Raw genomic sequence first — 15,990 nt, 5'->3', positions numbered from 1 at the left:
GCAGGCACGCAGTCTTTGAGCTGCGTTAGTCTGTTTTGCCCGCAACCTGAAAGTCAGACGGCTGGCAAACCACACTATAGAAAAGGCTCCACAAACGTGGAGCCTTTTTTTCTCAGAAGGGTTTACATTGTCTGAGTAAAGGTACGGGTGATCACGTCCTGCTGCTGCTCTTTCGTCAGCGAGTTAAAGCGCACTGCATAACCGGAAACGCGAATGGTTAACTGAGGATACTTCTCAGGATCTTCCATCGCATCCAGCAGCATTTCACGGTTCATTACGTTAACGTTCAGATGCTGACCGCCTTCGATACTGGACTCATGATGGAAGTAGCCATCCATCAGGCCGGCAAGGTTGGTTTTACGTACGTCGTCGTCTTTACCCAGCGCGTTTGGCACGATGGAGAAGGTATAAGAAATACCATCTTTCGCGTAGGCAAACGGCAGTTTTGCAACCGAGGTCAGAGACGCAACGGCGCCTTTCTGATCGCGACCGTGCATTGGGTTAGCGCCAGGACCGAACGGTGCACCTGCGCGACGACCGTCTGGCGTATTACCGGTTTTCTTACCATAAACCACGTTAGAGGTAATGGTCAGCACGGACTGAGTCGGTACCGCGTTGCGGTAGGTTTGCAGCTTCTGAATTTTCTTCATAAAGCGTTCAACCAGATCGCAGGCGATGTCATCAACGCGAGAGTCATTGTTACCAAACTGCGGGTATTCACCTTCGATTTTGAAGTCAACGGCCAGGCCGTCTTCATCGCGAATGGTCGATACTTTTGCATATTTGATGGCAGACAGTGAGTCAGCCGCTACGGACAGACCGGCGATGCCGCAGGCCATGGTGCGATAAACGTCGCGATCGTGCAGCGCCATCAGCGAGGCTTCGTAGCTGTACTTGTCGTGCATGTAGTGGATTACGTTCAGCGCGGTCACGTACTGCTTAGCCAGCCAGTCCATGAAGTGATCCATGCGTGCCATTACTTTTTCGTAATCCAGCACGTCGTCCATCATTGGCGCTTCTTTCGGACCAACCTGCATTTTCAGTTTTTCATCAACGCCGCCGTTAATCGCGTAAAGCATGGTTTTCGCGAGGTTGGCGCGCGCGCCGAAGAACTGCATTTGCTTACCGACGATCATCGGGCTGACGCAGCAGGCGATGGCGTAGTCATCGTTGTTGAAGTCAGGACGCATCAGGTCATCGTTTTCATACTGTACGGATGAGGTATCGATTGAAACCTTGGCCGCGTATTTTTTGAAGTTAAGCGGCAGCTTCTCTGACCACAGAATGGTCATGTTTGGCTCAGGGGATGGACCCATGGTGTACAGCGTATTCAGGAAGCGGAAGCTGTTTTTAGTGACCAGCGTACGGCCGTCAACGCCCATACCTGCCAGTGATTCCGTTGCCCAGATAGGATCGCCGGAGAAGAGTTCATCATACTCAGGCGTACGCAGGAAGCGCACCATACGCAGTTTCATCACCAGGTGGTCGATCAGTTCCTGTGCTTCCTGCTCGGTAATTTTACCGGCTTTCAGGTCACGTTCGATGTAAACGTCAAGGAAGGTTGAAACGCGACCAAAGGACATTGCCGCGCCGTTTTGTGACTTAACCGCGGCCAGATAGCCGAAGTAGGTCCACTGAACGGCTTCCTGAGCTGTGGTTGCCGGGCCGGAGATATCGCAGCCGTATTTGGCAGCCATCTCTTTAATCTGTGAAAGTGCATGATGCTGGTCAGCAATCTCTTCGCGCAGGCGAATAGTGGCTTCCAGATTCACGCCGTTTTCCATATCACTTTGCAGAGAAGTGAACTGGGCGAATTTGTCTTTCATCAGATAATCGATACCGTACAGCGCAACGCGACGGTAGTCACCGATGATGCGGCCACGGCCATAGGCGTCAGGCAGACCGGTCAGCACGCCGGATTTACGGCAGCGCAGGATATCCGGGGTATAAACGTCAAACACGCCCTGGTTGTGGGTTTTACGGTAGTCGGTGAAAACCTGTTTCAGGGCCGGATCCAGTTCGCGACCGTAAACTTTACAGGACCCTTCAACCATTTTGATGCCGCCGAAGGGGATCAGCGCACGTTTCAGTGGCGCGTCAGTCTGCAAACCAACGATGGTTTCCAGTTTTTTATTGATGTAGCCCGCATCGTGAGAGGTGATGGTTGAAGCCAGGTCGGTATCAAAATCTACCGGCGCATGGGTACGGTTTTCCAGCTTGATGCCTTCCATCACCTTGTCCCACAGGGCGTTGGTGGCTTCAGTTGCGCCGCTCAGGAAAGATTCGTCACCTTCATACGGCGTGTAGTTTTTCTGAATGAAGTCGCGCACGTTGACGCTTTTCTGCCATTCGCCTTCTGCAAAGCCCGTCCAGGCAACTGCCTGTTTTTCGTTGTGCTCGCTCATTTGATACCTACCTTCTTTAATGGAATTCTTTATCCCGCCAGAGTCAGCGGGCGCCGGACATAAATTTGGAGATCAGTGATGATCGCCGTCGCGTAAATAGATAACCCAGTACGTTAATCCAACCAGCAGGCCGCCGCCGATAATATTGCCGATGGTCACCGGGATCAGATTGTCGATAATAAAGTTTTTCACCGTGAGATGTGAGAACTGCGCGGCGGTGACGCCTGCTGCCTGCCAGAACTCCGGTGAAGCAAAATCTTTGATGATAATCGCCATTGGGATCATAAACATGTTGGCGATGCTGTGTTCAAAACCGCTGGCGACGAACATGGCAACCGGCAGCACCATCGCCAACATTTTGTCGGTCAGGCTGCGGCCGGAGTAGCTCATCCATACCGCCATGCACACCATCAGGTTCGCCAGGGTGCCAAGGCAGACGGCCTCAATGAAAGTATGGTGCATTTTATGGTCGGCGGTCTGTAATACGTTCAGACCCCAGGCGCCGTTATCGACCATGTGTTGACCCGCAAACCAGATCAGGGCGACGAAGAACATCGCACCGAAAAAATTCCCCACGTAGACGTTAATCCAGTTGCGCATCAGCTGGCCCCAGGAGATATGGCCGCTGGCTTTAGCGACCATGGTCAGTACGGTGGAAGTAAAAAGATCGGCGCCGCAGACCACAACCAGCATCAGGCCCAGTGAGAAGCAGATGCCGCCAATGAGTTTCGTGATACCCCACGGCATCGCTGCGGTACCGGTGGTGGCGGTAATGTAAAAGACAAACGCAATTGAAATAAAAACGCCAGCAGTAATGGCCAGAAAAAAAGTGGTGAAGGGGTGTTTTGTTGCTTTATAGACACCGGCTTCTTCGGCCACTTTAGCCATTTCGGACGGTAAGAGCAGATTAAACGGGTTGCCAGCTTTCACACTAACGTCTCCCTGAATGAGTCAACAGTCAGATACTAACAAAGGAGTATAGAGAAGAATTTGATATGGATCATATTGTATCAGGAGGCTGGTGGGTTTATTGACAGAGAACACGGTTTTTTATTATTAAGTCTTTGAAAATATTACTATAAATATATTTGAAAATTTAAATAAATAGTTGAGGTTAAATTTTACGACGTGCGGGAAAAGTGAAAAAATAACACGTAATGTTTAATATTTGTAATTATTGGCGCTCGGTTCACTCATAAATAAACGTTAAAATAACGTCTGATCAAAACAGGCAATATTTGTTGCCTGTTTTGATCGGCGCCCTGCGTAAAAACGCTATTTCCAGTTTTGACGTTTTGCCTGCTGGAGTTTCTCGTAGGCCGCCAGTAAGGACTGATGCGCAGGGAAGGCCGCTAACTGCGCATCCACCGCCTGAAGACCATAGAAGGGAGCTTCGCCGCTCAGCGCCGCCGAAGCAGCGTCTACCGCGTCCTGACCATACATGCGCACGAAAGCCGTATGATACTGAAGCGGATCGCGATCTTCTTCCTGGCTCAGCAGCAGCAGCGTTTGCAGGCAGCGATAGTAGTTTGCGCGTGCTGGTGTGAAGAGGGAACTGTTGAACTCCATGGTCCACTCCGTCCAGATCAGCGCCTGATCCAGATCGCCGCCCGCCAACGCCAGCATCGCTTTCAGCTCGCCAACGCGTAGCGTATACCAGCCGTTGTCTTTGCCGGTTGCCAGGCCGAGCAGTTCACGCACGCGCGTAAAGTCGTCATGGCCTTCGTCATCAAGCCGGTCGATTAGCGCCAGAAAGGCCTCTTTGCTCCAGTTGCTGGCGGGCAAAGAAAGAACGACGTCACGCAGGCCTGCACCCATATTGTTATTGGCCAACAAGAGATCTTCAGCCGGATAGATATCGGACATGCCGGGCACGATGATGCGGCAGGCGTACACATCCAGATGCTGATAATCCGCAATGTAAACCTCTTTACCTTCGGCGTTGAAAATGGCCATCAGCGTAGCGAACTCTTCTGCTGTAGTGCCGTTAAAACGCCAGTCAACAAACGGGTAGTCCGCATCGTCTTTGAACAGATCCCAGGAGATCAGGCCGCTGGAGTCGATAAAGTGCGTTTCAAGATTGGCATGTTCCGCCACTTCCTCATCGTCGAAGGTGGGCGGCGTAAAGACATCGAGGTCTTTCAGCCCGCGGCCCTGAAGCAGTTCTGTTACCGTCCGCTCCAGCGCCACGCCAAAATCCGGGTGCGCGCCAAATGAAGCAAAGCAGGTGCCGTTTTGCGGATTAAACAGCACCACGCAGATCACCGGATACTTGCCGCCCAGCGAGGCGTCGTAAGCGAAAATAGGGAACCCTTCAGCTTCCAGCGTCGCAATCGCTTCCACCACGCCCGGGTAGCGATCCAGCACGGCTTGCGGAATCACGGGCAGGCTGATGGATTCAGCAATAATGCGATTTTTAATATAGCGTTCAAACACCTCTGAAAGTGCCTGCACGCGCGCTTCGGCTGGCGTGTTGCCCGCAGACATGCCGTTTGACACATAGAGGTTGCCAATAATATTCATCGGGATGTAAACCGTCTGATTATCGGACTGGCGGGTGAAGGGCAGCGCGCAGATGCCGCGCGCGGCATTGCCGGACTGTAGATCGATCAGCTCGCTGGCGTTCAGTTCATTTTCAGGATCGTAAAATGCGCGCAGGTGATCATCGAGAATGCCGTCCGGCAGACTTTCATCGTCCGGCAGCGGGAACCATCTCTCATTGGGATAATGCACGAAATCGCCGTTGGCAACCGTGTTGCCCAGCCAGAAGTCGGCAAAAAAGTAGTTGGTCGACAGCCGTTCAAAATATTCGCCCAGCGCAGAGGCCAGCGCGGCTTTCTTGCTGGCGCCTTTACCGTTGGTGAAGCACAGCGGGCAGTCGCGGTCGCGAATATGAACCGACCAGACGTTAGGCACCGGATTCAGCCAGGACGCCTCTTCAATATTGAAACCGAGATCCTGCAATTTTTGCTGAAAGCGCGCGATAGAATCTTCCAGCGCGGCGTCTTTGCCGGGTATATACGTTTGCGTCATAGAGCCCACTTGTGATGAAGAGAGTCGAAAACGCGCAATGATACGGACTTTTTCGCGTCACCGCCATGCGCGGAAAAGGAATTTACCGCACGGGCAAACTGGTCGGCTGACCGGATAAAACATTGCAGCCCCGGGTTGGCAGTGATACAAACAAATGCAGAAAAGTATCGATTGATCTGAAAGTGGTGAGGGGAAATGAGTCAGGTTTTCAATTTTAGCTCCGGCCCGGCAATGCTGCCGGCAGAAGTGTTGCGCCGTGCAGAACAGGAACTGCGTAACTGGCAGGGTTCAGGCACCTCGGTGATGGAAATCAGCCATCGCAGTAAAGAGTTTCTTCAGGTAGCCAACGATGCCGAAAAGGATTTTCGCGATCTGCTGAAAATCCCCCCGAACTATAAAGTCCTCTTTTGCCACGGCGGCGCGCGCGCGCAGTTTGCGGCGGTGCCGATGAACCTGCTCGGCGATCGTACCCGTGCTGACTACGTTGACGGCGGCTATTGGGCGCACAGCGCGATCAATGAAGCGCTGAAATACTGCACGCCAAACGTTATTGATGTTAAAACAACCGTCGACGGGCTGCGCGGCATCACGCCAATGCGCGACTGGGCGCTCTCTGACGACGCGGCCTACGTCCACTATTGTCCAAATGAAACCATTGACGGCATCGCCATTGATGAAGAGCCGGATTTCGGCGATAAAGTCGTAGTGGCCGATCTCTCTTCAACGATTCTTTCACGCCCCATTGATATCAGCCGCTATGGCGTGATTTACGCTGGCGCGCAGAAAAATATTGGCCCGGCCGGTCTGACGCTGGTTGTCGTACGTGAGGATCTGCTCGGTAAAGCCCATAAAGCGTTGCCTTCCATTCTTGATTATCAGGTGCTGAGCGACAACGACTCGATGTTTAACACGCCTCCTACCTTTGCCTGGTATCTCTCCGGTCTGGTGTTTAAATGGCTGAAAGAGCAGGGCGGTGTAGCGGAGCTGGATAAGCGTAATCAGGCCAAGGCCGATCTGCTGTACAGCACCATCGATAACAGCGATTTTTATCGTAATGATGTGGCGAAAGGCAGTCGTTCGCGCATGAACGTGCCGTTCCTGTTGGCAGATGCGTCGCTTGATAACACATTCCTTGAGGAGTCGGCGAAAGCGGGCCTGCACGCATTGAAAGGGCATCGCGTGGTCGGCGGCATGCGAGCGTCCATTTATAATGCGATGCCATTGGAAGGCGTACAGGCGCTGACCGATTTCATGACTGACTTTGCGCGCCGCAACGGCTGACAAGGGCTTTACGATCGAACCCGATGAAACCCTGCCGCTGCGGGGTTTCTCTGTATTTACTTTGGAGAAAACGTTTCACATGCAGGACTCCCTGACTTTACACCCTGTCGCGCGGGTAGACGGCACCATAAATTTACCCGGTTCCAAAAGCGTGTCGAATCGCGCACTGCTGCTGGCGGCGCTGGCCACCGGCAAAACCCGCCTGACTAACCTGCTGGATAGCGATGATATTCGCCATATGCTCAATGCGCTTAAGACGCTGGGCGTTGACTACACGCTCTCTGAAAACAGAACGGTATGCGAAGTAACCGGCCAGGGCGGCCCGTTACAGGCGCAGGGTGCGACTGAGCTCTTTCTGGGCAATGCCGGTACGGCGATGCGCCCACTGGCGGCGGCGCTCTGTCTGGGCAGCAATGATATTGTGCTGACCGGCGAGCCGCGCATGAAGGAGCGTCCTATCGGTCATCTGGTTGATGCGCTGCGTCAGGGCGGAGCGGACATCACCTGTCTGGAGCAGGAAAACTATCCGCCGCTGCGTCTTAAGGGTGGTTTTTCGGGCGGTGAACTGAGCGTGGACGGCAGCGTATCGAGCCAGTTCTTAACCGCGCTGTTGATGACCGCGCCGCTGGCGAAAAACGACACGCGCATTGCGATTAAAGGCGATCTGGTTTCAAAGCCCTACATTGATATCACGCTTAAGCTGATGGAAACCTTTGGCGTGAGCGTTGAAAATGATAACTACACTCTCTTTCGCATCGCGGGCAATCAACAATACGCTTCGCCTGGCGACTATCTGGTTGAAGGCGATGCCTCATCGGCGTCTTACTTTCTTGCTGCCGCAGCAATCAAAGGCGGAACGGTGAAGGTCACCGGCATTGGGCGCGACAGCGTGCAGGGCGATATTCGCTTTGCCGATGTGCTGGAAAAAATGGGCGCGACCGTCATCTGGGGCGACGACTACATTGCCTGTACGCGTGGCGAGCTGAACGCCATTGATATGGATATGAATCATATTCCCGATGCGGCAATGACTATTGCGACCACGGCACTGTTTGCCAAAGGCACAACCGTGCTGCGCAACATTTATAACTGGCGCGTGAAAGAGACCGATCGCCTTGCCGCCATGGCTATTGAACTGCGTAAAGTAGGCGCTGAGGTGGAAGAGGGGCACGACTTCATTAAAGTTACGCCACCAGCAAAAATCCGACATGCCGATATCGGCACCTGGAACGATCACCGTATGGCGATGTGTTTTTCACTGGTTGCGCTTTCCGACGCGCCGGTCACTATACTTGATCCCGGCTGCACGGCCAAAACCTTCCCTGACTACTTTGCGCGGCTGGCAGAAATTAGTCAGCCAGGATAATTCTGTAAATCCGCTACCGCTAACCGCCATGGATAGCGGCTAACCGACGCATACGGCAACAAATATTCTGTTTTTTCGATCGTTTGTCGCCTGAAGCTCTGTCAGCATCCGCGCTTTAACAGTAACGGTCCGGGGCCATGAGGCGTATAATGCGCCGCGATCTTTGTCTGAGCAGGTAATATCAGACATCACAGCGACAGGAGAACGACATGACGGCTATGGCCCCGGTGATAACGATTGATGGCCCAAGCGGCGCAGGTAAAGGCACGCTTTGTAAAGCAATGGCGGAGGCGTTGAACTGGCATCTGCTGGATTCGGGCGCAATCTACCGCGTTCTTGCCCTGGCAGCCTTGCACCATCAGGTTGATATCACCTCGGAAGAGGCTATGGTGCCGATTGCGGCGCATCTTGATGTACGCTTCATCTCTTCAGAGGGCGAACTGAAAGTGATACTGGAAGGGGAAGACGTTACCGCTGAAATCCGCACGCAGGAGGTCAGTAATACGGCGTCGAAAGTGGCGGCGTTTCCTCGCGTTCGCGAGGCGTTGCTTCGTCGGCAACGGGCGTTTCGCGATGCCCCCGGCCTGATTGCTGACGGACGCGATATGGGTACGGTTGTTTTCCCCGAAGCGCCGGTAAAGATCTTCCTGGATGCCAGCGCGGAAGAACGCGCGCACCGCCGTATGCTACAGTTGCAGGAGAAGGGCTTTAGTGTTAACTTTGAGCGCCTTTTATCCGAGATAAAAGAGCGCGACGACCGCGATCGTAATCGTACCGTTGCGCCGCTCAGGCCAGCAGAGGATGCGTTGGTGCTGGATTCAACCAGCATGACGATTGAGCAAGTTATTGAAAAATCGCTTAATTTCGCACGAGAAAAGCTTTCTCTGGCATAGCAGCAACCGGGCCTTAGTCGCCCGGAATTTTTTTAACCCTGTGATAAGGATGTCATGGGGCATGTGAAACAACCCCACCCGGCAGGATGTCAGGTGGACGTTAAATTGAAGAATCCATAAGATTATCAATATGACTGAATCTTTTGCTCAACTATTTGAAGAATCACTGAAAACCATCGAAACCCGTCCGGGTTCCATCGTTCGTGGCGTTGTTGTCTCTATCGACAAAGACGTTGTTCTGGTTGATGCGGGCCTGAAATCTGAATCTGCTATTCCGGCAGAGCAGTTCAAGAACGCAGCCGGCGAACTGGAAATCCAGGTTGGCGATGAAGTTGACGTTGCGCTGGACGCTGTTGAAGACGGCTTCGGTGAAACCCTGCTGTCCCGTGAAAAAGCTAAGCGTCACGAAGCCTGGATCACGCTGGAAAAAGCATACGAAGACGCTGAAACCGTTACCGGTGTTATCAACGGCAAAGTCAAAGGTGGCTTCACGGTTGAGCTGAACGGCATTCGTGCGTTCCTGCCAGGTTCTCTGGTAGACGTGCGTCCAGTGCGCGACACGCTGCACCTCGAAGGCAAAGAGCTTGAATTCAAAGTGATCAAGCTGGATCAGAAACGCAACAACGTGGTGGTATCACGTCGTGCGGTTATCGAATCCGAAAACAGCGCAGAGCGCGATCAGCTGCTGGAAAACCTCCAGGAAGGCATGGAAGTTAAAGGTATCGTTAAGAACCTTACTGACTACGGTGCATTCGTTGATCTGGGCGGCGTTGACGGCCTGCTGCACATTACCGATATGGCCTGGAAACGCGTTAAGCATCCAAGCGAAATCGTGAATGTTGGCGATGAAATTACGGTTAAAGTCCTGAAGTTCGACCGCGAGCGTACCCGTGTGTCACTGGGTCTGAAACAGCTTGGCGAAGATCCATGGGTTGCTATCGCTAAGCGTTACCCTGAAGGCACTCGCCTGACCGGTCGCGTGACTAACCTGACTGATTACGGCTGCTTCGTGGAAATCGAAGAAGGCGTTGAAGGTCTGGTACACGTTTCAGAAATGGACTGGACCAACAAAAACATTCACCCATCTAAAGTTGTTAACGTGGGCGATGTGGTTGAAGTTATGGTTCTGGATATCGACGAAGAACGTCGTCGTATCTCCCTGGGTCTGAAACAGTGCAAATCTAATCCTTGGCAGCAGTTTGCAGAAACCCACAACAAGGGCGACCGCGTTGAAGGTAAAATCAAGTCAATCACTGACTTCGGTATCTTCATCGGCCTGGACGGCGGCATCGACGGCCTGGTTCACCTGTCTGACATCTCCTGGAACGCTACCGGAGAAGAAGCCGTTCGTGAATACAAGAAAGGCGACGAAATCGCAGCCGTGGTTCTGCAAGTTGACGCAGAGCGCGAGCGCATCTCCCTGGGCGTTAAGCAGCTGGCAGAAGATCCGTTCAACAACTACATCTCTCTGAACAAGAAAGGTGCCATTGTTAACGGTAAAGTGACTGCTGTGGACGCAAAAGGTGCTACAGTTGAACTGGCAGACGGCGTTGAGGGTTACCTGCGCGCTTCTGAAGCTTCACTGGATCGCGTTGAAGATGCAACGCTGGTTCTGAACGTCGGTGACGACGTTGAAGCCAAATTTACGGGCGTTGACCGTAAAAACCGCGTAGTGAGTCTGTCTGTTCGTGCTAAAGACCAGGCTGACGAGAAAGAAGCCATCAACACTGTTAACACCAAACAGGAAGACGGTAACTTCTCCAGCGCGATGGCTGAAGCCTTCAAAGCTGCTAAAGGCGAATAATTGCGCTTGCCGCAGGGCGGTGTTGAGCCGCCCTGTAACAGCCGTTGCTGTCAGAGCTTTTCCCTAAGGAATTAACCGGAGGATTTAATGACCAAGTCAGAACTGATTGAAAGACTTGCCGGCCAGCATTCCCATATTCCGGCGAAAGTCGTTGAGGATGCGGTTAAAGAGATGCTTGAGCACATGGCAACCACCCTGGCCCAGGGCGAACGCATCGAAATCCGGGGCTTCGGCAGTTTCTCTTTGCACTATCGCGCACCACGTACCGGACGTAACCCGAAAACGGGAGACAAAGTGGAACTGGAAGGTAAATACGTTCCCCACTTCAAGCCCGGTAAAGAACTGCGCGATCGCGCGAATATTTACGGCTGATGCATAGCGCTACGCGATAAAACGACACTTCGGTGTCGTTTTTTTTTGCCTTAACATTCCTGTCAATCTCTGAGCCTGCTCGCAAAAGACGCGCTGTCTTTCAGCAATAGCAGAAAAATCTTCCAGCGCGCTGCGCATTCAGGATCTTAAGCAAAGGCACGAATGATAAATATCCGGCACACTCTTTTCTATGGAATAAAGGAGTGTCCCGATGCCCGTCTCTCCGGTTCGCCTTGCAGCATGGATGATTATTGCCGCGTTGCCGTTGAATTTGCTGCCGCAACTTCCTGCGGAACGTTTCGATCCTGCGCTGATGCTGTGCGCGCTGTTTTTACTGAAGATAAACAGGCGTTGGGCTGGCGACCTGGCTGTAGTGATGTTGCTATTCCTCTGGTCTGTCAGCGCGGCGCGCGGCACGGTACAGCAGATCAACGCGCTCTCTGCCAAACCCGTTGAAGCACGAGTGCAAATCGGGCAGATCAATCCTGTGACGGAAAAGGTGAAAGTACGCATCCTCAGTGCGGATAACATCCGCTTTTTCCCGCCGGTTTACGCCTTACTGAACAGGCCCGAAACAGCAGGCGAGATCTGTACCGGCCAGCGCTGGCAGATGCGTCTGAAGCTGAGACCCGTCCATGCTCACCTCAATGAAGGCGGTTTTGACGCGCAGCGTTTCGCGATAGCAAACGGTATGCCGCTCAGTGGCAGAGTGCTGTCGGCCACACCTGAAGACAGTCAATGCGGCTGGCGCGATCGGATCATCAGCAGCAGTCATAACAATTATCAGATGCTGCCCTGGCACGCATTTATCTCTGCGCTGGCGTTTGGCGAGCGTGGCGAGGTCAGCAGAGAAATGAACCAACTTCTGCGTGAAACCGGCACCGCGCACCTGATGGCCATTTCCGGCATGCATATCAGCCTTGCGGCGGGCGTGGGCTGGCTGCTCGGGCGGCTTCTTCAGTCGGTGATGACTGCGCGCCGGATAGGCTACCGCTTTCCGCTGGCGCTCAGCCTGATCGTGGCGCTGATCTATACCTGGCTGTCCGGCGGTAATCCACCGTCGGTGCGGGCGATGCTGGCACTGAGCGTCTGGAGCGCGCTGCGCCTGAGCGGGAAAAGCTGTAACGGCTGGCAGGTATGGCTGTTGTGCATCGGGCTGATACTGTTTTTCGATCCGCTCAGCATTTTGTCAGACAGCCTGTGGCTGTCTGCGGTTGCCGTCGCCGGTTTGCTGTTCTGGTTTCACTGGTTTCCTTTGCCGGGCCGTTTTATGAAGAAAAAGCGTTGGCTGCTGCTGCGGTTGCTGCACCTGCAACTGGGAATGTTTTTGCTGCTGATGCCCATTCAGGTACTGACTTTTCACGGCATCAGCTTCAGTGCGCTACTGGCAAATGTATGGGCGGTGCCGATCATCTCTCTACTCACCGTGCCGCTTATTCTTTGTGCCCTGTTATTTCATGCAGTGACGCCGCTCAGTCAGCTACTCTGGTGGGGAGCAGACAGAACGCTGGCGCTGGTTTTTATCCCCCTTAGCGCGTTGCCAGCGGGGTGGATAAACGTTGAGGAGGCCACGCTGCCGCTGAGCATGCTGGCATGGGTGTTGGTCATTGCGTGGCGACTAAGCGGGTGGCGCAGTTCGCCGGTAACGCTGTTTGCGTTTGGTCTGGCTGCTCTGTGCTGGCGAGTCCAGCCCGACCGGGCCAACTGGCGGGTAGATATGCTTGATGTGGGACACGGGCTGGCCGTGGTTATTTCACGTAACGGCGAGGCCACGCTTTACGATACCGGCAACCGCTGGGCCAGCGGCGATGCAGCGCGGAGCTATATCCTTCCCTGGCTGAACTGGAAAGGACTGACCGTCAGGCACGTTATTCTCAGTCATGGCCATCAGGATCATATCGGCGGGCTGAACACTATTCAGACGGCCTTTCCCCTGGCCCGGCTGCACAGCAACATGGTTGATAGTACACATTTTTCCTGCCATCGCGGTGTTGTATGGCGCTGGCAGTCGCTGGAGTTCCGCGTTGTCTGGCCGGAGGCGGGCGAACGCCAGACAGGCAACAATCAATCCTGCGTGGTTATGATCAGCGATGGCCAGCGACGGGTGTTGCTGACCGGTGATATCGAGTCGTCCGCAGAACGAATGATGATAAAAAAATATCGACAAGAGCTTGCGGCTGACGTGATACAGGTGCCGCATCACGGCAGTGGAACCTCGTCTGTCGCGCCTCTTCTGCGTACGGTCGCTGGTCGGGTCGCGATTGCTTCGGCAGCCCGCTACAGCGCCTGGCGACTACCCGCTGAGCGAATCATTAAGCGTTACAAAGAGAATCATTACCTGTGGCATGACACGGCACTGGAAGGCCAGATCAGCATCACTTTTTTCACTAATAACTGGCAGGTTAAGGGCTTAAGAGACCAAATAATGCCCCGCTGGTATCATCAGTGGTTTGGCGTAACCCGTGATTCCAGGTAGAATGAGCGGCTATTTCTTCTAAAGCTGGTTTAATAATGCAACAGGATAAAGATCTCTCCACCTGGCAGACGTTCCGTCGCCTCTGGCCGATGATTGCGCCATTCAGAACGGGTCTGATCGTGGCGGCGGTTGCGCTGGTAATTAACGCAGCGGGTGATACGTTGATGCTGTCACTGCTGAAACCGCTTCTTGATGACGGTTTTGGCAAAGCGGACTCCTCAGTACTGATATGGATGCCGCTGGCGGTCATCGGCCTGATGCTGATCCGAGGCGTGACCAGCTATATTTCCAGCTACTGCATCTCCTGGGTGTCAGGCAACGTGGTGATGACCATGCGTCGTCGTCTCTTCAGCCATATGATGGGCATGCCGGTTGCTTTTTTTGATCAGCAGTCCACCGGTACGCTGCTCTCCCGTATTACCTACGATTCTGAACAGGTCGCGTCGTCGTCCTCCAGCGCGCTGGTGACGGTGGTACGCGAAGGTGCGTCGATTATTGGCCTGTTTATCATGATGTTCTGGTACAGCTGGCAACTCTCTTTAATCCTTATTTTGCTGGCGCCGATTGTTTCCTTTGCCATCCGCATGGTATCCAAACGTTTCCGCAACATCAGTAAAAGCATGCAGAACACCATGGGACACGTGACTACCAGTGCCGAACAGATGCTTAAAGGACATAAAGAAGTGTTGATCTTCGGCGGTCAGCAGGTGGAAAGCGAACGCTTTAACCGCGTCAGTAACCGTATGCGTCAACAGGGTATGAAGCTGGTTTCCGCGTCGTCAATTTCCGATCCGATTATTCAGCTTATCGCCTCGCTGGCGCTGGCATTTGTGCTTTACGCCGCCAGCTTTCCTTCGGTAATGGAAACGCTGACCGCCGGGACGATCACCGTTGTGTTTTCTTCAATGATCGCACTGATGCGCCCGCTGAAATCGTTGACCAACGTCAACGCTCAGTTTCAACGCGGCATGGCGGCCTGCCAGACGCTGTTTTCAATTCTTGATAGCGAGCAGGAAGAAGATACCGGAACGCGCACCATTGAGCGGGCAAGAGGCGATATTGAGTTCCGCAATGTAACCTTTACCTATCCAGGCCGCGAAGCGCCTGCGTTACACAATATCAATCTTGCGATCCCTGAAGGCAAGACGGTCGCATTGGTCGGGCGCTCAGGCTCGGGCAAATCAACCATTGCCAGCCTGCTCACGCGATTCTATGACGTGCAGCAGGGCGAGATTCTGATGGACGGCCACGATCTGCGCGAATATACGCTCAGCTCGCTGCGTAATCAGGTAGCGCTGGTTTCGCAGAACGTACATCTATTTAACGATACCGTAGCAAACAATATTGCCTACGCGCGTAACGAGCACTACAGCCGTGAAGATATCGAAAAAGCGGCGGTTATGGCGCATGCAATGGATTTTATTAACAAAATGGATAACGGGCTCGATACCGTTATTGGCGAGAACGGGGTGCTACTCTCCGGCGGGCAGCGCCAGCGCATCGCCATCGCGCGCGCGCTGCTGCGTGACAGCCCGGTGCTGATTCTGGATGAGGCGACCTCCGCGCTGGATACCGAGTCTGAACGCGCGATTCAGGCGGCGCTGGATGAGCTACAGAAAAACCGTACCTCGCTGGTGATCGCGCACCGGCTTTCCACTATCGAACAGGCGGATGAAATTGTGGTGGTTGAGGACGGCCATATTGTTGAACGCGGCAGCCATCAGGTGCTGCTGGAGCAACGAGGCGTCTATGCGCAGCTTCATAAAATGCAGTTTGGTCAATGATTGAGCGCATATGGAGCGGCAAATCGCCGCTTTATCTGCTGCTCTTGCCGTTCAGTTTTCTGTATGGCCTTGTCAGCAAACTGATCCGCCTGAGTTACGTGCTGGGATGGCGCAAAGCATGGCGTTCACCGGTGCCGGTGGTGGTGGTGGGCAACCTGACCGCTGGTGGCAACGGCAAAACGCCGGTCGCCATCTGGCTGGTGGAAGCGTTACAGCAGCGCGGCCTGCGCCCCGGCGTGGTTTCGCGTGGCTATGGCGGTAAAGCGGCGCGCTATCCGCTGTTGCTGAATATGCGCACCACCACGCGCGAGGCGGGTGACGAACCGGTGCTGATTTATCAACGCACCGGTGCGCCGGTTGCTGTTTCACCCGTCAGGCGCGAGGCGGTGCAGGCGCTGCTTGAGCAGGGCGATATCGACATCGTTATTACCGATGACGGGTTACAGCACTACGCACTGGCGCGCGACATTGAAATTGTGGTGGTGGACGGCACGCGTCGCTTTGGCAACGGCTGGTGGCTTCCGGCAGGGCCGATGCGCGAACGCGCTGCAAGGATCAAAAGCGTGGATGCGGTGA

Annotated in this window: 11 protein-coding genes; 8 read left to right on the top strand and 3 right to left on the bottom strand. The window is 53.9% G+C overall.

Features of this window, described 5'->3' with window-relative positions:
- Nucleotides 1-122: 122 nt before the first annotated feature.
- From pflB to ycaO, 3 genes are all read right to left on the bottom strand, one after another.
- Entirely contained in the window at nucleotides 123-2,405 is a 2,283-nt protein-coding gene (gene pflB / locus GS12_RS15275) for a formate C-acetyltransferase (protein WP_034948552.1), read from the bottom strand.
- A 72-nt stretch (nucleotides 2,406-2,477) separates the two neighbouring features.
- Nucleotides 2,478-3,335, bottom strand: a complete 858-nt coding sequence (focA, locus tag GS12_RS15270) for a formate transporter FocA (RefSeq protein WP_034913795.1) — start codon at nucleotides 3,333-3,335, stop codon at nucleotides 2,478-2,480.
- A 345-nt stretch (nucleotides 3,336-3,680) separates the two neighbouring features.
- Complete coding sequence (ycaO, locus tag GS12_RS15265; RefSeq protein WP_034948549.1) at nucleotides 3,681-5,438, bottom strand: 30S ribosomal protein S12 methylthiotransferase accessory factor YcaO; 1,758 nt, start codon at nucleotides 5,436-5,438, stop codon at nucleotides 3,681-3,683.
- A 195-nt stretch (nucleotides 5,439-5,633) separates the two neighbouring features.
- Here ycaO and serC point away from each other — a divergent pair, with 195 nt between their 5' ends.
- The 8 genes from serC to lpxK all read left to right on the top strand — a co-directional run.
- Nucleotides 5,634-6,719: a 3-phosphoserine/phosphohydroxythreonine transaminase gene (gene serC / locus GS12_RS15260; protein ID WP_034913798.1), complete on the top strand. Its 1,086-nt coding sequence runs from the start codon at nucleotides 5,634-5,636 to the stop codon at nucleotides 6,717-6,719.
- A 79-nt stretch (nucleotides 6,720-6,798) separates the two neighbouring features.
- Entirely contained in the window at nucleotides 6,799-8,085 is a 1,287-nt protein-coding gene (gene aroA / locus GS12_RS15255) for a 3-phosphoshikimate 1-carboxyvinyltransferase (RefSeq protein WP_034948566.1), read from the top strand.
- A 209-nt stretch (nucleotides 8,086-8,294) separates the two neighbouring features.
- Complete coding sequence (gene cmk / locus GS12_RS15250; RefSeq protein ID WP_034913800.1) at nucleotides 8,295-8,978, top strand: (d)CMP kinase; 684 nt, start codon at nucleotides 8,295-8,297, stop codon at nucleotides 8,976-8,978.
- Nucleotides 8,979-9,108: 130 nt separating this feature from the next.
- A complete protein-coding gene (gene rpsA, locus GS12_RS15245; protein WP_034913802.1) occupies nucleotides 9,109-10,782 on the top strand; it encodes a 30S ribosomal protein S1 in 1,674 nt (557 codons plus the stop codon).
- Nucleotides 10,783-10,869: 87 nt separating this feature from the next.
- The gene (gene ihfB, locus GS12_RS15240; protein WP_013201528.1) at nucleotides 10,870-11,154 is read left to right on the top strand and encodes an integration host factor subunit beta; all 285 of its coding nucleotides are present in this window, start codon (nucleotides 10,870-10,872) and stop codon (nucleotides 11,152-11,154) included.
- 211 nt (nucleotides 11,155-11,365) lie between these two features.
- The gene (locus GS12_RS15235; RefSeq protein ID WP_034948546.1) at nucleotides 11,366-13,630 is read left to right on the top strand and encodes a ComEC family protein; all 2,265 of its coding nucleotides are present in this window, start codon (nucleotides 11,366-11,368) and stop codon (nucleotides 13,628-13,630) included.
- A 35-nt stretch (nucleotides 13,631-13,665) separates the two neighbouring features.
- Complete coding sequence (msbA, locus tag GS12_RS15230; RefSeq protein WP_034913809.1) at nucleotides 13,666-15,414, top strand: lipid A ABC transporter ATP-binding protein/permease MsbA; 1,749 nt, start codon at nucleotides 13,666-13,668, stop codon at nucleotides 15,412-15,414.
- On the top strand, nucleotides 15,411-15,990 hold a 580-nt coding region (gene lpxK, locus GS12_RS15225; protein ID WP_034948543.1), incomplete at its 3' end, for a tetraacyldisaccharide 4'-kinase. The genes msbA and lpxK, both read left to right, overlap by 4 nt.

The organism is Erwinia oleae, assembly GCF_000770305.1.
Lineage (GTDB): Bacteria > Pseudomonadota > Gammaproteobacteria > Enterobacterales > Enterobacteriaceae > Erwinia > Erwinia oleae.
This window is presented reverse-complemented; position numbering and strand designations above follow the sequence as displayed.